The organism is Bacillus arachidis (assembly GCF_030285945.1).
GTDB lineage: Bacteria > Bacillota > Bacilli > Bacillales > Bacillaceae_G > Bacillus_A > Bacillus_A arachidis.
On the sequence record NZ_CP127376.1, the window covers coordinates 2,638,039 to 2,658,689 of the forward strand.

The 20,651-nt window shown below is 34.3% G+C and carries 22 protein-coding genes, 1 pseudogene and 1 riboswitch; of the genes and pseudogenes, 7 read left to right on the forward strand and 16 right to left on the reverse strand.

Annotated elements, in window-relative coordinates:
• Positions 1-25: 25 nt before the first annotated feature.
• From QRY57_RS15140 to QRY57_RS15175, 8 genes and pseudogenes are all read right to left on the reverse strand, one after another.
• Complete coding sequence (locus QRY57_RS15140; protein ID WP_286015435.1) at positions 26-493, reverse strand: NUDIX hydrolase; 468 nt, start codon at positions 491-493, stop codon at positions 26-28.
• A gap of 31 nt (positions 494-524) precedes the next feature.
• A complete protein-coding gene (locus QRY57_RS15145) occupies positions 525-1,994 on the reverse strand; it encodes a serine hydrolase domain-containing protein (RefSeq protein WP_286015436.1) in 1,470 nt (489 codons plus the stop codon).
• Positions 1,991-2,515, reverse strand: coding sequence for a hypothetical protein (locus QRY57_RS15150; RefSeq protein WP_286015437.1), 525 nt, complete (start codon positions 2,513-2,515; stop codon positions 1,991-1,993). The genes QRY57_RS15145 and QRY57_RS15150 overlap by 4 nt, the downstream gene beginning before the upstream one ends.
• Positions 2,512-2,853 carry a PadR family transcriptional regulator gene (locus QRY57_RS15155; protein ID WP_098303399.1) on the reverse strand — a complete coding sequence of 114 codons (342 nt, stop codon included), beginning with the start codon at positions 2,851-2,853 and terminating at the stop codon, positions 2,512-2,514. Before QRY57_RS15155 ends, QRY57_RS15150 begins: the two co-directional genes overlap by 4 nt.
• A gap of 243 nt (positions 2,854-3,096) precedes the next feature.
• Positions 3,097-3,915, reverse strand: a pseudogene (locus QRY57_RS15160) (MerR family transcriptional regulator).
• Between the two features lie 261 nt (positions 3,916-4,176).
• Positions 4,177-5,214 carry an NAD-dependent epimerase/dehydratase family protein gene (locus QRY57_RS15165; RefSeq protein WP_286015438.1) on the reverse strand — a complete coding sequence of 346 codons (1,038 nt, stop codon included), beginning with the start codon at positions 5,212-5,214 and terminating at the stop codon, positions 4,177-4,179.
• 229 nt (positions 5,215-5,443) lie between these two features.
• Complete coding sequence (locus QRY57_RS15170; RefSeq protein ID WP_026592873.1) at positions 5,444-6,013, reverse strand: histidine phosphatase family protein; 570 nt, start codon at positions 6,011-6,013, stop codon at positions 5,444-5,446.
• A gap of 81 nt (positions 6,014-6,094) precedes the next feature.
• On the reverse strand, positions 6,095-6,565 hold the full coding sequence (locus QRY57_RS15175) for a GNAT family N-acetyltransferase (protein WP_286015439.1): 471 nt from the start codon (positions 6,563-6,565) through the stop codon (positions 6,095-6,097).
• A 235-nt stretch (positions 6,566-6,800) separates the two neighbouring features.
• Here QRY57_RS15175 and QRY57_RS15180 point away from each other — a divergent pair, with 235 nt between their 5' ends.
• From QRY57_RS15180 to QRY57_RS15195, 4 genes are all read left to right on the forward strand, one after another.
• Positions 6,801-8,102: an MFS transporter gene (locus tag QRY57_RS15180; protein ID WP_286015440.1), complete on the forward strand. Its 1,302-nt coding sequence runs from the start codon at positions 6,801-6,803 to the stop codon at positions 8,100-8,102.
• Positions 8,103-8,156: 54 nt separating this feature from the next.
• Complete coding sequence (locus QRY57_RS15185) at positions 8,157-9,134, forward strand: ornithine cyclodeaminase family protein (RefSeq protein ID WP_286015441.1); 978 nt, start codon at positions 8,157-8,159, stop codon at positions 9,132-9,134.
• 349 nt (positions 9,135-9,483) lie between these two features.
• Positions 9,484-9,732 (forward strand): deaminase domain-containing protein, encoded by a 249-nt coding sequence (locus QRY57_RS15190; RefSeq protein ID WP_286017868.1) that lies wholly within the window; start codon positions 9,484-9,486, stop codon positions 9,730-9,732.
• 20 nt (positions 9,733-9,752) lie between these two features.
• Positions 9,753-10,061 (forward strand): hypothetical protein, encoded by a 309-nt coding sequence (locus QRY57_RS15195; protein WP_286015442.1) that lies wholly within the window; start codon positions 9,753-9,755, stop codon positions 10,059-10,061.
• Positions 10,062-10,327: 266 nt separating this feature from the next.
• Here QRY57_RS15195 and QRY57_RS15200 read toward each other — a convergent pair whose 3' ends face one another.
• The 3 genes from QRY57_RS15200 to QRY57_RS15210 are packed head-to-tail and all read right to left on the reverse strand — an operon-like array spanning position 10,328 to position 11,476.
• The gene (locus QRY57_RS15200; protein WP_286015443.1) at positions 10,328-10,804 is read right to left on the reverse strand and encodes a small multi-drug export protein; all 477 of its coding nucleotides are present in this window, start codon (positions 10,802-10,804) and stop codon (positions 10,328-10,330) included.
• A gap of 28 nt (positions 10,805-10,832) precedes the next feature.
• Positions 10,833-11,267 (reverse strand): hypothetical protein, encoded by a 435-nt coding sequence (locus QRY57_RS15205; protein WP_286015444.1) that lies wholly within the window; start codon positions 11,265-11,267, stop codon positions 10,833-10,835.
• Positions 11,268-11,269: 2 nt separating this feature from the next.
• Complete coding sequence (locus QRY57_RS15210; RefSeq protein WP_026592862.1) at positions 11,270-11,476, reverse strand: helix-turn-helix transcriptional regulator; 207 nt, start codon at positions 11,474-11,476, stop codon at positions 11,270-11,272.
• Positions 11,477-11,879: 403 nt separating this feature from the next.
• Here QRY57_RS15210 and QRY57_RS15215 point away from each other — a divergent pair, with 403 nt between their 5' ends.
• Positions 11,880-12,326: an NUDIX domain-containing protein gene (locus tag QRY57_RS15215; RefSeq protein WP_286015445.1), complete on the forward strand. Its 447-nt coding sequence runs from the start codon at positions 11,880-11,882 to the stop codon at positions 12,324-12,326.
• A gap of 38 nt (positions 12,327-12,364) precedes the next feature.
• Here QRY57_RS15215 and QRY57_RS15220 read toward each other — a convergent pair whose 3' ends face one another.
• Positions 12,365-13,276, reverse strand: coding sequence for a DMT family transporter (locus tag QRY57_RS15220; protein WP_208017678.1), 912 nt, complete (start codon positions 13,274-13,276; stop codon positions 12,365-12,367).
• 127 nt (positions 13,277-13,403) lie between these two features.
• Here QRY57_RS15220 and pdxR point away from each other — a divergent pair, with 127 nt between their 5' ends.
• Positions 13,404-14,846 carry a MocR-like pyridoxine biosynthesis transcription factor PdxR gene (gene pdxR, locus QRY57_RS15225; RefSeq protein ID WP_286015446.1) on the forward strand — a complete coding sequence of 481 codons (1,443 nt, stop codon included), beginning with the start codon at positions 13,404-13,406 and terminating at the stop codon, positions 14,844-14,846.
• 149 nt (positions 14,847-14,995) lie between these two features.
• Here the strand turns inward: pdxR and QRY57_RS15230 are convergent, their stop codons facing one another.
• From QRY57_RS15230 to QRY57_RS15245, 4 genes are all read right to left on the reverse strand, one after another.
• Positions 14,996-15,877: a DMT family transporter gene (locus QRY57_RS15230; protein ID WP_286015447.1), complete on the reverse strand. Its 882-nt coding sequence runs from the start codon at positions 15,875-15,877 to the stop codon at positions 14,996-14,998.
• A gap of 304 nt (positions 15,878-16,181) precedes the next feature.
• Positions 16,182-16,919, reverse strand: a complete 738-nt coding sequence (locus QRY57_RS15235; RefSeq protein ID WP_286015448.1) for a metallophosphoesterase family protein — start codon at positions 16,917-16,919, stop codon at positions 16,182-16,184.
• Positions 16,920-16,933: 14 nt separating this feature from the next.
• Positions 16,934-17,875 carry an aminoglycoside phosphotransferase family protein gene (locus tag QRY57_RS15240; RefSeq protein ID WP_286015449.1) on the reverse strand — a complete coding sequence of 314 codons (942 nt, stop codon included), beginning with the start codon at positions 17,873-17,875 and terminating at the stop codon, positions 16,934-16,936.
• Between the two features lie 14 nt (positions 17,876-17,889).
• Complete coding sequence (locus tag QRY57_RS15245; RefSeq protein WP_208017682.1) at positions 17,890-18,693, reverse strand: VOC family protein; 804 nt, start codon at positions 18,691-18,693, stop codon at positions 17,890-17,892.
• 213 nt (positions 18,694-18,906) lie between these two features.
• On the opposite strand from QRY57_RS15245, the gene QRY57_RS15250 reads away from it, so the two are divergent.
• Complete coding sequence (locus QRY57_RS15250) at positions 18,907-19,806, forward strand: sulfite exporter TauE/SafE family protein (protein WP_349775661.1); 900 nt, start codon at positions 18,907-18,909, stop codon at positions 19,804-19,806.
• Between the two features lie 562 nt (positions 19,807-20,368).
• Positions 20,369-20,561, forward strand: a riboswitch (Lysine riboswitch).
• Positions 20,562-20,651: the final 90 nt, after the last annotated feature.

Below are 20,651 nucleotides of genomic sequence, written 5' to 3' on the forward strand. Positions count from 1 at the left end.
CCAATTCCCATCTTCCTATCTCTTTTTATTCATTCCTAACAATATGTTCCATATGAATAGGCAAATCATTCACTTTATCCTTTAGAAAACCTGGTTTTAAGTTATATTCATTTATATGCTCTAAAGGTACCCATTGAAATACATACCTTTTGCCGTCTTCTTCAAGAACAAAAGTATCCTCTCCCTTTGCAGGCAACTCAAGCAAATTCACTTCATAATAAAAACTAATTTCATGGTACTGATGCTTATCATATGTAAAGAAGTTTTCAGCCATCCATAGCAGACTCTTCACATCAACATCTACTCCTAATTCTTCTCTAAGCTCTCTTTTCACTGCCAATTCACTGCTTTCTAGCATCTGTACACGTCCACCCGGTACATACCAGAAATCTTCTCCTTCATTTTGAATCATTAACATTTTATTATTATGTTTACATATCGCACCGACTCGATAGTTGAAACACGATTTTTCTAGTTTGAATGTAAGATCCATTATTCTGTATCCCCTTTATATGATTTAATATTTAACCGCTAAAATACTTCACTTGCAAATTTTGTTTATAAGCGATCATGATAGAAAACAATCCATTAAGAGCAAACAAGATAACTACTCCAATTGATAAATAAGCTAAATCTGGAGAAAACACATAAATCGCATGCCATGGAGAATCCGTAATATAGGTTAATCCCGGGATTATCGCAATAGATAGCACCAAGAAAATGATACCGTAAATGTACCATATGCTTCTTTTACGAACTTTTTTTGATCTCATCTTTACGAACAGATAAACAAGCATTAGAAAAAGTAAACATATTACCCCAATTGTAATTAATTGAACAATAGGAGTATTTGAAGGAATATCAACAGGTTCATCTCCATTTATTATATTTATAATACCTTGCTTCAAATAGAAAAGCGCCTCTTCTTCCAGAATATGATTTTTATTGGTAAGAATCACGCCGCCCCAACCTATTTTCGGTATAAAAAACATTTCAGCATGCGAATCAGGGGTTGAGCCTGAATGCCATATCATTTTCTCCTCAGAATCTGGATTTGTAATTCTTAGTCCTAGGCTATAGAAACGGTTTTCACCAGTTTGAATATGAGGTGATACATAAAGATTCATAGTATTTTCAGTTAAAAAATTGTCATTCTCTTTTCGACTAAGGAATTTGATGTATTGAACCATATCTTCTGCACTTGCTGTTATGTACCCATACGGTACTCCCCCATTATCATATGTTACCGAACTTTTTCTAGGAATCCCAAACCATGATTGATAACCAGCAAGATATCCTTTTTTATATGCAGTATCATTATCAGCTGCTGCATTCTTCATACCTAATGGTAAAAAAATCTCCTGCTTCATGTAGTCAGAATACGTTTGATTGGTAACTTCTTCAATAAGAGCACCAAGAATTAAGAAATTCGCATCACTATATTGATGCTTTTCTCCAGGTAGAGCGGTAAGCGCAACATTTGATAGACTTTCCACATTATCATTTATAGCGTTGAGCCCATCAAATTCTTTGTCTGATATTGCTAAACCCGAATAAGTACTAATCCCACTTGAATGGGTAAGTAAATGTTTAATTGTTATTTTAGAAGATGCTTCTTTATCTTTCAGTGTAAACCACGGAATATATTTTTTGACTGGATCTTCTAGGTTAACGGTACCTTCTTCAATTAATTTCATTATGGCTAAACCTGTTAATGATTTACTTATCGATCCTATAGTAAAGGGAGTTGTAGTCGTCACTGTTTCCTCAGTTTCTCCCGTTACTCCCCATGCTTTAGAATAAAACAAATCATTTTCATGAACAATAGCGATTGAAGCACCTGGAATTCGATGTTCTTTTAAAAAAGCTGCTACATAGTTGTCTATAGTATCTTTCATATCTTGTTCTGCGGAGACTTTTGAGGCTGATAGGAATAAAGTGCATGCATTAAATACTAAACAAATTAAAATTATAATGAATTTTAGTAGGTTCATATAAAGTTTCGCCTACTAACATTTATTTTTCGGATAGGAAACACTACCAACGTAGAGATTAGTAAGGAAATTGAAATGCTAGTAATCATTAGTAAGGAATTCCACCAAGAATTATCTGCTATGTGATACAAAATATTATAGTCAAACGCATTATTAGTATGCAGTGGGTTAAATGATTCTGTTAAAAACATAGATAGTATGAGTTGTGAGATGAGGTAAGTAACAATTGAAGTAAGGAATCCTATCACAAATACAATTCCTGTTCTATTTTTGGATTTTCGTATCTGTTTGATTTCAGAATGAAGATCTATTCCGTTCATTTCTAAAAAGTCTTTAACAAATGTTGTTGTATCTACTAAATCTTTTAGACTATCTTGACCGTGTTCACGACATTCTTGTATATGCTCTAAAAGCTGCTGCCTAATGATTCTTCTGTTCTTTGAACTGACTTGATATTGTTTTAATTCTTCCAAAACTTCTTTTACAAACTGTTTTTCTTCCTTGGTCAAATTTATGTTCATTCCAAATGCTCTCCCTTCAAATCACTTTGCAGTAGGGATTTTATATCCTGTTGTAATTCCAACCACTCGTTGATTTTTTTCTGAAGATACACTTTCCCCTTTTCATTGATTTCATAATAAACCCTAACCTTACCACTTTCTGTCATTTCACGGTAAGTATGAACCCATTCTTGATCTTTAAGCTTAGTCAAAATCGGATAAATGCTTCCTACTCCTTTCAGTTTTAAATTGTGTTTTTCTAACTCCTTCATAATTTCATATCCATAGCTTTTTCCCTTTGACAAAATAGATAACACACACATCTCTAAATGACCTTTAATTAAACTTGTTCTATCCATAGGATAAATTTAACAAAAATATATACTTCATTCAAGTATATATTTAGAATTTTTTACTTTTCTTTATATAATATTGAATTAAAACTTGATTAAAATGAAGTCCCATCCCCTTCTTTATTAACCAACACAAAAACTCCATTTTAAATAAAGTTTGATTAAAATGGAGTTAATCTTGCTAACTAAGTATAAAATTTTCATAAGAATCCTTCCAATTTACTTATGATACGGTTCATCTCGACTATCCTAATAGTCAACTAATTCATCATTTTCTATAAAGATTTGAATTTGACAACTATAAGATTCTTTATTAAAGACATCATTAAGTAACTCCACTTCTACAAAACTTTTAACTTTCAAATTATTTTCTTTTACATATTTAATGATTTTATTTCTCCGTTCCTCTTCATTTTCCTTGCTATAAGCGAATGTTAAATACTTTCCCTTTGGTAATATTTTTATATTTTGTCCAGCTTCTATATTGGAATTCCCTTGAAATCTACTAAAAACATACCTTGGCTCTACAGTCCACTCTGAATTAACCTTATATATGATTCCTCTTTCCATTGACATTTTCTCTTCTGTATCATGAATGATTTTTTCTAAGTCTGAATAAGAAAGTAACTCCTTTAAACTTCCTACTTCTTTACATGGTGCTACAATTATGCGACGCTCTTCAAAGAACTTAATGGATATTTCATCATCATGTAATATATCCTTAGAATTCTTTACCTTCATATTTAAGCTATCAATGGTTTTGATAATTTCTTGCATTTTATTTATATTGTCTTCTGCTCCATTTCTTTTTAATTGTAAAAATTGTAGTAGTGTATCAGTATCACAGTCCTTAAAAATCTCTTGAAGTTCTACTATACTTGTGTGTAACTCTCTACAGCTTTTTATAATGTCTATATGAATAAATTGATCTATGGAATACTATCTATAACCTGTCGATTCATCAATATATTTCGGAATGAGAATTCCCATTTTATGATAATATCTTAACGCTTTGATTGTAATGTCCTTTATTTTAGCTACTTCCCCAATGGAAAATAAGTTTTCCACCCTAATCACTCCCTTTATATTTTTTCTTACATTATCGTTGACTCTCTCTTTAGGGGAGATCGTAAAGCATTTACAATTAATATCCAATCAAAATTATATTCCCCGAAACATGTAAAACCCCGCCTAATTTTAGGACGGGGCAAAAGTGAATTTTTTAAATCTAATTTTCATTACACGAGGATTTTGAATTTTTAGAACTCCTAATTTTAGGAATGACGATTACCTAAATTCACTCTCCTCTGTTTGATACATATTCCCTCATCACAATTTCTCTTTTTGAAACCAAGCTTCTAGCAATTCCTGCTCTCTTCCTCTTAATATACCTGCTTTTCGCTCTATATCTTCTCTCGATTTCTCCCATTGATACACATCATATATGGTCTCTTCAATAGGTCTAAAAGAAAGACCAGCGTTAACAGCTTTTTCTATACTAATGAAAAAGCCACCTTTCCACGGTTCTGTTTCTCCTTCTAACGGGAAAGATTCAGGAATCCATAAAGGCATCTCCGTCCAAGGCTGCACTTGACTTTCCAATAGAAATTGCTCTTCTACCCATACAAATTCAGCATCGCTGTTTGTTACTGCTTTACAAGTATTTAATAGGTCTTCAATCGTCAATTCATCATTCGGTCCTGTTACATTAAACTTGCCTACTTTTCTGTTTTCTGTCATATCGAACGCCCACGTTGCTACATCTTTTACGTCAATCAATTGAACAGGACGGTCTGAACGCCCCGGCACCATTACTTTTCCACCTTGTGCTACACGCTGAACCCAGTACGGGAGTCGATCTGAATAGTCAAATGGTCCAACAAGAAGCCCTGCTCTTATATGCAAAACTCGCCCAGGCCAATGTTTTTCTGCTTCTTCCTCACATAAAACTTTCAATGCTCCATAATACTCATAAGGTGATATTTCCCCATTCTCAACCGCTTTCAACTTTTCAGTAGGCGGAATAGACTGTAAATGATAGCATTCCTTAATATGAAATGGAATCCAATCTTTATAAGTAGAGATACTTGATACAAAAGTATAATGTTCGATGTTGTCTCCAAGTACAGAAGCGATTTTTTTAATTTGATGAGGAGCAAATCCACATGTATCCATTACAACATCCCATTTTCGATTTTCTAAGACTGATACATCACTGTCTCTATTACCGATTAGTTGCTCGACTTCAGGAAATACATCCTGATTCGTACCACGATTAAATAAGGTGACCTCATGCCCTCTTTTCAATGCTTCTTCTACTAACGCTCTTCCTAAAAAACGAGTACCTCCTAATATAAGGACCTTCATAATTTCCCCCCATCCATTTTTATAATCTATAAAATTAGCATTCATTTAATTTAACGATTTTCCTACTTAAAAAGTTACGGGGATGACGAAAAATTAATAATATTTTTTTATGCACTGTAAACAAAGGTTGTTACTTTTGTTCAGCTAAGTGCTTTTTTGAGGACAACATTACTTATAAACTTCATCCTAAAAAGCCCCCCTTGGTAAGGGGAGACCTTTACGTTTCACTTTATTTCCACAACCTTTTAACCCCCACCAATTCCTCACCATTGAATTCCATTCTATATATATCTGGTTTTGATGTTTGTAGTAAAAAATCTAAATCGTACTGACTGTCATAATACCCCATCATTAAAGCCATAACAGCTCCATGAGTGCCTAATACTATTTTTTGCCCTTGATAAGTCTTTAATAATTCTTTTAAAACTTTTATAGCTCGTTTCTGACAAGCCGCATTAGACTCCCCTCCCTTTAAAGCGAAGTTTGGATCAGAAAATGACTTTTTTAACAAAGAAAATAATTCCTTATCAGGCATTCGCTTATCTTCCGCAGAAAAAATTCTCTCTTTTAAGTCTTCAAATACGAAAACTTCTTGCCCTAAGTGTTTAGCTAATCCCTGAATCGTTAGGACGGATCGATGGTATGGGCTTGAAACAAATACTTCAATACCCTCCCCTTGTAATATATCAGTTATTCGATAAGTATCTAATTTCCCTTTTTCAGTTAAGCCTCTTGTTCTTTCATTTTCTTCTGTTTTTGGTGATTCGCCATGTCTCACCATGTAAATGAAAGTCTTCATAATACTCCTCCTTTACATAGTTTTTCGTTATTTATCCCGCTATTCGCGGACAGTAAGACCTCCACTGATTAAAGTTTCACTTTATAGCCTCTTCACAAACAATACCCTACTCCCTCCATTCCCATCATAATTTATATGTACAGATACCCCATCCACTTCTCCATCACCTGTTTCAATTTCAAATCCAATATCCTGATGAAATTGAATTGATTTTTTATTTACTGGAGAAGTTACCGCTTTTGCGATATGACGATTATTTGCGCGAGCTGCATCGAAAAAATATGAGTATAGTGTAGAAGCTATGCCCTTTCTTCGATGCTTTGGATTTACTCCAATAAAATGAACATATGCTTCAGCGGTATATGTTTGTGAGAAAAATCCACATAAAAATCCTAGTGTCTCTCCGTCCTGTTCAATAATAAAACTCGTTTCTCGAAAATGAACAAAGAAAAGTTTTGGTAACATATCAGCCATATTTCTTCCGCCCCACCACTCATTAAGGACGGAATGAATCGTTACATAATCTCCCTCTCGAATGTGTCTGACTTTCATTTCGCTCTTCCTCTCATCCTATTAGTTTCCGTCTTATTTATACTTCTGATTATTAGGTAAATACAAATATCTACTGTTACATTGGCCCTTTCCATTCTAATGAAAAACATCACTTTATAATATTTGCTACTTATAACAACAACTCCTCTTCCTCCTAAAATTTTGACATATAAAAATATTTTATATAAAATATTTTTAATAATTAGAATATTAAAATTACAAAAGAGGTGAACAAATGAACCAACAAAGCTCTATTCAGAAAAAAGCACTCATAGCTAGTTTAATTGGTAGTTCAATCGAATGGTTTGATTTCTTCTTATACGGAACTGCCGCCGCACTTGTATTTAACAAATTATTTTTTGTAAACGAGGATCCCCTTGTCGCACTCATGCTTTCCTATCTTTCGTTTGGTATTCCTTTTTTCATTCGTCCGCTTGGAGGCATTATTTTCAGTCATATTGGTGATAAAATTGGAAGAAAGAAGACACTTGTGTTAACTCTCTCTCTTATGGGAGGAGCGACAGTATGTATTGGCTTGCTTCCTTCATATGAAACTATCGGTATACTAGCTCCTATTCTTTTAATATTACTAAGAATTATTCAAGGATTAGGAATTGGCGGCGAATGGGGCGGCGCTTTACTATTAGCAGTCGAATATGCACCGAAGGATAAAAAGGGACTTTTCGGTAGCATTCCACAAACAGGTGTAACAATTGGAATGTTACTCGGAACTGCTGCAATCTCCTTTATGACAATGATTTCTGGTGATAATTTTGTGACGTGGGGATGGCGAATTCCATTTATTTTAAGTGCAATATTAGTATTCATAGGATTATGGATTCGAAATGGATTAGATGAAACACCCGATTTCAAAAAGGCAAAAGAAAGTGGAAATATTTCAAAACTACCTATTGCCGACACATTACGTCATCACTGGAAATCCGTACTAATCGCTACAGGAACAAAGGTAGCTGAAACAGCTCCCTTCTATATTTTCTCAACATTCATTGTTTCCTATGGTACATCACAGCTGAAATTACTGAATACAACTGTTTTAAACGCTGTTACCATCGCTATGCTCATTACTACTATTATGATTCCGATTATGGGAAAACTTTCAGATTCCATTGGAAGAAAGAAAATGTACATATGGGGTACCATTGCGATTCTCTTATATGCTTTTCCATATTTCATACTATTAAACCAAGGAACTACTTTTTCTATCATTATCGCAACTGTTATTGGCTTAGGTATTTTATGGGCACCTGTAACAGCTGTATTAGGTACATTATTCTCTGAAATTTTCTCCACTCAAGTACGCTATACGGGTGTTACGTTAGGTTATCAATTAGGCGCTGCACTTGCTGGCGGCACAGCTCCAATGATTGCTGCTTATTTAATGAATGTGTACAACAATTCTTGGATTCCAGTCGCTTTATATATTGTGCTTACTTGCTGTATTTCTTTAATTGCCATCGCTGCCGTTTCAACGAAGCAGGTCGCAGAGAACATACAAAATCAAGATATACAAGCATAGTCAGTCGGGGGATTCTCAACTCCCCCTTTTCTATTAAAAAGGAGGATGATTTAAATGATTCATATTACAGAAGAAATGGTTAAAGACATTTATAAAATGAAAGATTGCTTACAAGATGTAGAAAAGGCATTCCAGTATTATTTGAACAATGAAATTACAACACCAGTAAGGTTGAATATACAGCATTCTCAAGAAGAGGCGAACTCCCTTTATATGCCCTCTTACGTAGCTCCAATCGAATTTGCATCTACAAAAATTGTTAGTATCTTTCCTCAAAATACGCAGAAAGGAAAAAAAGCACTGCAAAGCTTGATTGTTTTAACAGAAACAAATACTGGTAATCATGTCGCAACAATTGAGGCCTCCTATTTAACAACACTTCGTACAGGAGCAATGAGCGGTATTGCAACCGAACATTTCGCTCGTCAAGATGCTCGTGTATGCGTTGTCATTGGCTGCGGCGCTCAAGCACTCGGACAAATACAAGCTGTTATGGAAGTTCGATCTTTAAATCGTATTCTTCTCGTGAATCGTACAATACAAAAAGCAATTGAGTTTAAGAATCATTTACTCTCCTTATATCCAAATTGGAACGGAACCATTGAAATTATAGAATCAGCTGATGATGCTGTCGCAATGGCTGATATTGTCATTTGTAGTACCACTTCCACTACTCCTGTGTTTGATGGAAAATACATTAAACCTGGTACTCATATTAATGGAATCGGTTCTTACCAACCTCATATGCAAGAACTCGATTTCACTACATTACAGCGCAGTGATAAAATTATTGTAGATACATTGGAAGGTGTACAGCATGAAGCTGGTGATTTCTTGATTGCGAGCGAAAAAAATGAATGGAACTTTTCAAATATATATAGTGAACTTGGGGATATTATTTTAGGGCATAAACAAGGACGGACAAACTCTGATGAAATTACTTTATTTAAATCTGTTGGGGTTGCCTTCTTGGATACAGTGGTGGCTAGTTCGATCTATCAAAAATATGCGGAAAAGTTGTTTGTAAAGTGATTCGAAAAGTGACTCGTCAGCATAACGTAACATTTATAAATATCCGTCACAAGTACGATATTCCAACGTTTATAGTGAATATAACAATGTAAATGAGCGTATATAATTACGCTCATTTATTTTGATCACCACAAGTCACCTTTTGTTTTTCCATTTCCGCTATTCTCATTAATTTTACTAGCATATTGTTTTTGAATATACAGTAACTGTTAAGTATTCTCTTTTTATCTTTACGCAGTATGCTATGATATAGCCCTTCTTAATCCAATTACATTATCCATAATATAAAAATCGTATTATTCTTGTTATTATCAGCGGAATTTAGCGGTATGTTTGCAGAGTAATACAAATACATAGGCCAGAACGTATTTTTAAAAACCAGGAGCCATATGCCTCTAAACTGGATACTGCTAAATTTGATAGATTTTATGATACAGAGGCAAAAATACTAGAAGATATAGCTTCTCAAATTAAGGATCCAAATATTTTCGGGATAATAGATTTATATACAGAGCTAGATGCTTGCCAAAGTTGTAGTAATATTATTTTAGAATTTAGAAAACACCCTAACATTCAGCTTAGTATATATACAAAATAACGAAATTTCGAGGAGAGAAAATGGATTTAAGATACGATGAAATAAAGGAAGCAGTTATGGATACATATGACAGCCTTCATATTGGAGCAAAATATGAAATACGAGATACTTTTTATGCATTACTACATGATCATGAATCCTCAGAGGAATGTTATATTTATATTAGCTTCGCATTGTTACTGATTGAAAAAAATATAAGTATTGATTTTATAGAAACTCGTTTAAATGAGTTTCTGAACAACAAAAATATGGAGGTTTATCGAACTGAGTTAAAGGATGAGATTATTGAGTTTATGAATGATGTCGATAAGTTGAAGCAACACTTATAAAAGTATTATAATTCTTTAAATCTGTATAATTATAGTTTAAACACAAAAACATCCCCTTTTACGTAATGTCCAAACGTACTTTTTACTCAACGAATAGCATGTATTGACGATTAGACATTTACGATAAGGAGGCGTTTTTTAAACATGGATTTCTCCAATTATTATTACGACTATGTACACGAATGTTTTATGCGGAAAAAGCACCGTAAAAGTCACTTCTGTACGAAAGCGAAAAGATGTACATTACATAAAATTTTTATATTATCCTAAATAATATTTAACAAGCTAAATCCATACATCGAAGCTACTACAAAAATGACTGTCCATACAGCTAGACTAATCGTCATCCAACTTATGACGTGTGTCCGATTAGATCCAAATGTTAAAGCTAATACAGCTGCAATATCTGTTCCTACGAGAATTGGAGCTAGCAGAGCCAAACCTGGAATACCATATCGTTCCCATATTCGTCTTGATCTAGTTTCTTTTTTAGAAGGTGTTGTTATACCTTTTTTTAACTTTCTTGCTGCTTGCCATTTTGCATACTGCTTAAAGAAAAAGCCTAGTAATAGAACCAAGATAAGATTCCCTGTAAACGCCATAAGTCCTACTGCAAATGGTTGTAATCCCCATGCGATACCGAGTGGTACAACGATTGACACATCCATCCATGGTGCAAAAGCTAATAAAAATACAACTAAATATTGCCATAATTCACCTGCATTTTGAGCCCACTCCAACATACCTGTTCCCCCTCCTTTTTCGTTCAGATTAAATACGATTTAAAACACGAATGATAGTTAACCAATAGACAATGTATTGCCCTACACCCAGTACACCAATACACATTAATGGAACAAGAATATGATGAGAAAAGAGGAAGCAAATTCCCGCCATTACTGGAAGTGCAAAGCTATAGTAAATATACACATTCCTGCAAGCCTTATAGGTTACCCATTGTTGACCTTCATCTATTTCACGAAATTCGGACGGTGTAAATCCAAATAGTCTAATCCTATCATCAGAATTCTTTCGATTATAATACTTTGTAAGAATGAACCACAAAAAGGTAAACATTACCAAAATACCAAAACACAATCTAGCGAGAACGACCTGTGTGTTCATAAGAGAAAGCAGTAAAAATGCAATGATTAATACAAATAAACTCGCGCCTAGAAGCGGAGATTTTAAAATATGTTTCATCATAATCATTCCTCTCCATTTAAATAAAAAACATCTTCTACAGTAACCTGAAACGCAGCAGCTATTTTTAACGCCATAGTGACAGATGGAGAATAATCACCTTTTTCAATTAATCCGATTGTCTGCCTTGTCACTCCAACTGCATCGGCCAAATCTTGCTGAGTCCACCTAAATCGTGCCCGTAATTCTCTAACTCTGTTTTCAAGCATCACAATTTCCCTTTCTTCATTTTCTACCACCATTGTAAATGATTGACAATAAAATGTAAATGATCGTTTGCATTTTGCAATAAATAATTGCTCTAAAAACATCATCTATAAAATGGCGTTGTTTTGTTTATATAGCTTTTAAAGTATGCTTACGTACAAAAGGAATGAAACATTTTGATTGGAACATCATTACCATTGGTTCATTTCTAAAAAGGTGGGCTTTACTACTAGATCTTGAATTTTTTTGCCACTATACGCTGTTCCGGTAACCTCCTTACAACGTGAACACTTTCGATTGTACATACCTGTTGCTCTCTCCTATATATGCCATTTATACTTACTATAACGCCTTTTAATTGGGATATTTTTTACAATATATATTTATTATGTAATGGGGGATTTCTATATGGAGCGAAAGCATACTTTTGGTTATACAAAGGAGAACCACAACTATATATTACGTCCTAGTTGCTATGCTGTTATCTTCAATAGCCATTATACGAAAATAGCAATTATCAAAAAAGGAACTCGATATTTTTTACCTGGGGGTGGCAAGGAGCAAGGCGAAACAAAAGAATTATGTTTACGTCGTGAACTTGTAGAAGAGCTAGGATGGGATATTGAAATTCAGCACTATATTGGCAATGCTGAGCGATATTTTTATGCTGAAAATGAAAATACATACTATTTAAACAATGGATATTTTTACATTTGTAAAAAGTTAAAAACAGAAAATACTATTTCTGAACAGGATCATATTTTACATTGGCTTTCTCCTTATCAAGCACAAAATTTACTTATACACGAACATCAGCAGTGGGCTGTGCAACAAGCCTTATCATTCATAAAATAAAAACGTCCCCTTTCTACAGAAAGAGGACGTTTTTATCATTAACTCACTTTTTTTAAATCGAAAGCTGGCTTTTTTACCGTTCCTTTTTTCACTACGTACAGGCCGATAAATATAACGAATCCGCCGAGCAATTGCATCATATTCATTCTTTCTCCAATTGTTACTGCAGCGAAAATCACTGCAAACAATGGCACGAGATACATATATACCATTACTTTTGTTGAACCAATTTTACTAATACCAACATACCACATCGCTAGTCCAAAGACTGTTGCAAATACAATCGAATAACCTAATGATCCCCAGCTTAATGTATCTGTTGGCCATGATAATGTATTGATATTGAATAAACAATATATAACGAGCGGTACGATTCCAATTAATGTAGACCAAGATGTTACTCGCATTGCCGAATATTTTGTAATAAGTGGTTGTGCAAGAATTGGATACCATCCCCAAGCAATCGCAGCAACTAATCCAATTAGATTTCCAAGCCAAGCATACTCATATGTAGATTGATTCGTATGCCCTGTTAATAAAACAAGTGCTGCCCCACTAAATGATAATAAGGAACCGATCTGAATTTTCATCGAAAAACGTTCTTGTTTGTGCAACACTGCTAAAATCCCTGTAAATATAGGTGACATCGCAATTAATAGTGACGCATTTGTTGCTGATGTATATTTTACAGATAACATAAATAATGTTTGATAAAGTGTAGTACCAACTATCCCCACGACTAGTAACCTTAACCAATCTTTCTTCTCAATACGTAACGATCTTTCCATAAAAAATGTAATTAATAATAATACTGGAGATGCTATTAAAAATCGTAAGCTATTAAATTGAATGGATGACATATAAGCCACTCCATATTTACCAATTGTATAATTTGCTCCCCATACTAAAGCAACAGCTATTAGGAGCCATTCCATTTGCCATCGTTTCATTTGAATCTCCCCTTCCACTACCCTAGCATAGTAAAATTGGCTGGATATCACACCGTCCAATTGGCTGTTTTTTCACCCAGCCAATTTGTTATAATGAAACTAGATAAAGAATAAGGGGACGTTATAAATGGAGTGGAAGTTAGATACCGACAGCAAGATCCCAATTTATCAACAAGTTGTTGATTTTATTGAAAGACGTATTATGTATGGAGAGCTTCCTCCTGGTAGCTTTCTCCCTTCGGAACGAAAATTAGCAATCCAACTAAATGTAAACCGAAGTACTGTTACAACTGCTTATAATGAACTGCGTGCTATGGGAATTGTGGACAGCACAACTGGAAGAGGTACACGTGTAAGTACACATATGTGGGGCGTTTCTCCAACACTAACACCAAACTGGAGAGGATTCGTAGAAGGTGGTACTTTTTTACCTAATTTACCCCTACTTCGACATATTCGAGAACAAGTCCAGCAAAATGAAAATATCATTGATTTCGCGAATGGAGAACTTGGTTGTAACTTGTTTCCCCATGAACAGTTACAAAGTATATTACGTGAGCAGCCTTTAACGCAATCACTTAGCTATGATCATCCACAAGGCTATCTACCATTAAGACAAGCAGCAGCGAAATATATGAGAGATTATCTAAAAATTGATGCAACAGAACAATCAATTATGATTACATCTGGGGCCCAACAAGCACTTCATCTCATTGTGCAATGTTTATTAAATCCCGGTGATGCGGTAGCATTTGAAAGCCCATCTCATTGTTATTCATTACCTCTCTTTCAATCAGCCGGGATTCGTATTTTCCCGTTACCTGTTGATGAATATGGAGTGAATCCGGAAGATGTGCATGAGCTATATCGAAAGCACCGGATTAAAATGATTTTTTTAAATCCAAATTTCCAGAACCCAACAGGAACAATGCTTCATCCAAATCGGAGAAAAAAACTTTTATCTTTATGTGCAGACTTACGTATCCCAATTGTTGAAGATGATCCATCTAGTTTACTAACGTTAGAAAATAAAAAACCTTGTCCAACATTAAAATCAATTGATGAAAATGGCACCGTCATTTATGTCCATTCACTATCAAAAATGATCGCGCCCGGCCTTCGCGTTGGGTGGCTTGTTGCTCCGCAGTCAGTAGTGGAAAGATTAGCAGATGCACGGCATCAAATGGAATTAGGACTGAGCATTTTCCCTCAGTGGCTCATGCAACAATTTTTTGAGACCGTTCCTTTTGATACGCATATGGAACAATTACGAAGACAGCTCGTACAAAAAAGAGATACCCTTGTCGATTCCTTAAACTACTATCTTCAAGATAAAATTTCTTTTTCAATCCCAAGTGGCGGGATTTACATTTGGGGAAATTTAAAGGAGCCTATTAACGAAAAACAGCTTATTATGCAAAGTTTAAAACAACAAGTAGCCTTTATGCCTGGCAGTATTTTTGGTGCCAAAGACGGATATATTCGTTTATCATATGGAAAAGTAAATACCAATCAAATAGAGGATGGAATTTCTCGTTTACATGCCGCTATCAAGTTTTGTCAAAAATAAAAAACAACGTATTCAGTATGGATGCTTCATAAAAAAATACTTTAGACTAAAAAGGTGCTTTCTAGACGCGAAAACACCTTTTTGTTACTATAATCAAAATGATATAAATGAATATTCTCAACTTGAACGTATTCTAAAAAACATCTATCCTATACTTTTTTAGAATTTGTTTTTAATAAACTTTTAAAATCTAGTTCAGCGATTACTACACTTAATAATATAAGAGTTGCACCTAAATAACCTTTAGCTGTGAGAGTTTCACCTGTGAAAAAGAAAGCAAAACCTGCTGAAAAAACAGGTTCTAATGAAAAAATAAGGCCTGTATGTGTAGGACTCGTATATTGCTGTGCAATGATTTGAACAATAAAAGCCATTCCTGTACAGAATATACTTAATACTAAAATTGAAAACCATGATTCAACAGTACTAGGAAGTTTAGGATTTTCCATAAACATTGAGAAAATAATACTAAATAGACCGACAAAGCCCAGTTGTAAAACTCCAAGGCTAATTGAATTAACCTGCTTCGTTATTGTTCCAGTAATGATGATATGGACTGCATAAAATAGAGCACATAAAATACATAATATATCGCCATAACCTATTTTTAATTGGCTATTTAACGTTAATAACCCTATCCCTATTATTGTGAAAACAACTCCCAACATAACTTTTTTATCAGGCCTTTGTTTTAAAAAGATAGATGATAATACTGGAATAAATATCACTGTAAGACTCATTAAAAAACCAGCATTAGAAACCGATGTATACTTTGTACCAAAAGTCGCAAAAATATAAACTATAAATAAGATAGCAGCTAATAGACAAGCATATTTAATAGTTCTAAAATCAATTTTGATTAAATGCTTATAAAACACTATACCTGACAAAAGAAAAGCAATAATAAAACGTAATGCGATTAAATTATATTCCTGCATGTAATTAAGGCCAACTTTTGTAAGTAAGATGGATGCCCCCCAAAAAAATGTAACCAATAGTAACATTAAATCCGCCTTTAATTGTATTTTCATCCCTATTCCCTCGTTAGTTTTTAGTATATTTCATCATTTATTAGAGTAACTATCACCTTGACATAAGCTTTCAACCTAACCTAATGATTTTAATCCTGCCTATTAGGAGCAAAATCATTGTATCTAATTGATTTCGCTATTTCCAATTCTCTCTATTTATAAGTTATAATTACTCTCCTATCATTCATCTATTTTTTTATTTTAAATATTCAAAATAATTATTTTGGAATACCCCTCCCTGTTAATATTTTTAAGCATGTATACAGAACTGTATATTGATGTATCGAATATGTTTTGTCTAATTTCACTTTAATCCCCGATACTTAGCTGTTGTCAATTCTTGTATGTACGCATCAATCTCTGGCATTTCTTCTTCCCTAGCCAATCGGATTGCAAGCTCTATATCATAAGGAACTCGCACAAGTTGAATTGAAAAACTTGCTGCCTCTTTTTGGCCATATACACCTTCAAAAATCAAATAAGAGGCTTGTGTAATCTCAAGCGGGTTACCCACACTTCCTGCATTACACAACGTTTTCCCACGAAAATTTTGCACATAAGCTTGATGTATATCTCCGTAGCAAACGACATCCGGTTTCCTTTCACCTTCAATGTTTTCGGTAAGATTACTATTTTCAAATAAACTAACACGTTGTTCTATTGGAGCTCCGGGCTGAACTCTTTCATATAGACTTCTAGGTGATGCATGGAACATTCTAATTAGCTTCCCACTCATGATAAATTCAATTGAAAATGGCAATTCCCTTAAATAATTCCGCTGCTGTTCTGATAATTGCTTTTGATGCCACTCTAATGTCTCAGACTCAGTAGGTTTTGTTATAAAATCATCCCAGTTTCCCATCACAACATGTTCACATTCTTTCCGAATAATCTCAATTGCTTCACTAGAATGTGGCCCTTTCCCTACCAGATCACCTAAGCACATAATACGTTCTATCCCTCTTAATTTGATATCTTTAAGAACTGCATCTAGCGCAGGAATATTACCATGAATATCTGAAATAACTGCTATTTTATCCATATGAGTACCTCCAATTATTCTATATTTATTATATTTTTATCAAAAGATTTATACCAATTTGGGGTATAGGATGTAAAACCATTATGTTCTTCTAAAATCCTTCTTAACCTCATTTTCATTTCTTCTAGCAAATTAGGTGTGATTCGATTTGTCCACACAATATCCGCTGGAAAAATCATTGCTGCATACAATGCATATAGTTTCCAAAAATGAAGTGATGGCTCACCATCACAATACCCATGAACTTGTCCAACCGCAAACGGTATACTGATATCGACTGTAAACAAAGGCATCTTGTAAAAATCATGAATAGGATCTCCAAAATCAAACCTTGCAAAGTCGATAACAGCACGAAATTCTTTATGATGAAGCATGAGATTCGCTGGATGAAAATCATCATGTAAAAATACGATAGGACGAGCATGTAATAAATTTTTATGATTTTCCACAAAGCTTAACACTGGTTTTATGTCAATAAAATCCGTCTCATATTCTTCTAATGCTTGCAAGTATCTCTCATATTTATTCCACCTTAACATTTCCCAAGATTCTTCTACTTTCTTTTTCTTCACTGTATGAATTGTTTTTAATACTTCTCCCGCCCGTTTTCCAGCTAAATATTGCTCTTTCTCAGTCAATTTACCAAGTATATCTTTCCCGTCGTCTCCTTCAATCCATTCAAATACTTGTACACATTGATTGAATGGAATAAGATTTACGAAATGAAGTAATTTAGGCATTGGCAGCCCTAATAATTCAAAACGGCTCATATATTCATATTCTTCAAGCCTACGTTCACGAGTTGAAATATCACACACTTTTATAAAATAGCGTTCATGATTGGCTAATTCAATTTTATACTTTTGATCTTGCGAAAAACCTTTTGAAATAGCAGTACACTTTACTGCGCGAGGCCAATTTAATTGTTTTTCTAATTCCATTAACACTTCTTTCATATAGATTCTCCCAATTAATATATGTATGAACTACCTAACACATCTGTTCTGTTCTTCTGCTTATTCGTCCCTTGAAATTCAACCGCAAAAGGATATTCTCCATGTTTGAATAACTGTTCTTGTACAAATCCTTCACCAATAGGTTCACAAAACTGCACATTTACATTTCCAAGTAAAATGCTCTGACAAAGTGCATTCCAATCCTTATGATTTTCTGGCAAAGTTACTTGTACTTCGAGTATCTCTTTCCATCTATCTACTGTTTCACGTACGTTTTTCACTGCATAGTATATTGTCTGAATTTCTTTTACCTCGTTGCTATGTGAGGCAATGACACCTACTTCTTGTAAATCTAACCTTCTATTCTCATCAGATTCTTCCCACTGTATAAAGAAAGGTAATTTCGGACTGCTCTCTTCCTGTTCCACAAATAACATTTTCCATTCTATAAGATGACCGTCATTTCTCATTCGCTTTCCTTCAAATGGTCCTTTTACTTGCAAACCTTTTTCGGCTAGCTGTACAGCTAGTGCTTCGATATGATTGGTACGAAGAGCAATTTGCAGCATTCCTTCTCTATCTTGTAATTTCTCTACAGTTTCCTGAACGAGTGGATTGTCCGCTTGCTTCGCTTTATCTTCATGTTGCACTGCTAAAAATTCAATATAAGATAAGTCAAAATAACTTAAACTATTCCATGTTCCCCAGTTCGTATGTTCTCCGCCTTGCACCGTATGGAAACCGCGTTCCTTCATTTGTTTTTCAGCTTCTTTTGGTGTACAGCCAACAATATGAACAAGATGATCAAATGCTAACATGATTTCTTCCTCCTCTTATTTACATCTTTTAATTATATAATAATTCTGTTATTTCGTTCAATTTAAAAAACTTTTTAAAACCTAGTTGCTTTATAAGATTAATATGCATTATAATAATAAAAAATTAACATTAAGCTGATTGGAAAAACCAAAGGCTCTTTTCTCATTAGGGAAAAGAGCCTTTTTATTTATTATTTTACAGGGGGATTATACATGCAGAAATTAATTGTCTTTGCTATTATTGGTTTTTTTGCTCAACTGATTGACGGAGCACTTGGGATGGCATATGGGGTAACATCTTCTTCATTATTATTAATGTTCGGAATTGCACCTGCTGTTGCTTCCGCATCCGTTCATTTAGCGGAAGTTGTTACAACCGCGGCTTCTGGCGTATCTCACATCCGATTTGGAAATGTTGATAAATATACCGTTTCCAGACTCACATTACCAGGTGCAATTGGCGCTTTTGTCGGTGCTTGTTTTTTAAGCAATTTACCAGGTGATTTAATTAAACCTTACATTTCACTCTTTTTATTTACTTTAGGTATCTATATTTTATTACGATTTATTATTCAAAAACAAATTGTCCGATCAAATAAACGTATGTCTGCTAAGCAACTTATTCCGCTCGGATTGTTTGCTGGTTTTGTTGATTCAACTGGTGGAGGTGGCTGGGGACCTATCACTACACCAGTACTTCTCGCACGAGGAAATGAAGCACGAAAAGTCATTGGCTCTGTAGATACAAGTGAATTTCCAGTATCATTAGCTGCTACTATTGGATTTTTCATCTCATTAGGCTGGGAACAAGTAAGCTGGTTTTGGGTATTTGCCCTTATGCTTGGCGGCATTCTCGCAGCTCCAATCGCTGCATGGTTAGTGCGAATTGTTCCTTCACATTTACTTGGTGTACTCGTTGGTGGACTCATTATTTTCACAAATATCCGGACGCTGCTTACGTCATTTAAAGTAGATCCAACAATTATTACTCTTTCCTATATTGCGGTAGGTCTTGTCATTATCATTGCACTTTTCATTTCAATTCGAAATCATTCTGAATCTGCAAAACAAAATGCTGGATATTCAGCTGATCCAAAACGAGTTTTACCTTGAAACAGAAATAATAAAAATACAACTTAAAAAAACGGCATAAAACCTTTCCTCTTAGATAGAAGCGGTCAGATCCTCTTCCTTCCCTATGCCAAATGAAAACAAAAAGAGAATATGTTAGAAAATCAAAATGGATATATGGTATGAAATGAAAAAGGTAAGCAAATGAATAAATTTGCTTACCTTTTTCATTTCTTTTATGTTCTTTAAATCCTTTTCCTTACAGCTTTAACCGTATCTCGCATAACTTTCTTTTTGGCTTCTAAACTTCATGCATTCATGTCTCATTGCTTTTACGTAAATAATGTCGAATTTATTTTTCTGAATTTTCTTTCAATATTTAGAGGATTTTTCATATCTTTTTGCGAAACATTTGTATAACAATTTTTTCTTCATTTTTTTACATATTCAGTAGGTTGGTTCGGGCGGAGTTTTGAAAACGTTTCCTATACAATAACCGATTGTTTTTGATATATTCCTACAAAAATTCCTTGCAATATTTTCAGAAACTAATTACAATTGCCATATATTAAAAATCAATGCAATGAATAAATCCTCATCAATCCGATGAGGTAGAGGTTGCGGCATTTATTAGTAAAACGGATAAGACACAGAGAATGTTAATGACTCCGTTTAAAAGGAAATGCTGCCGAAGTTTGTATTTCTTCTCTGGAAGTATGAGCTGGGGCTGTCTCCGAATAGGAACAGAACTGTCACGTTTACAAAATACCGTGTAAACGTGGGGTGCTATCTTAACGGAAGGGTATGATGGGGTGGTTATTTGTGAAACGTTCCGCCAAATTCCTTTGGCGGTTTTTTGTATTTTTCTTCCCCCCGTTCCTTCCTGA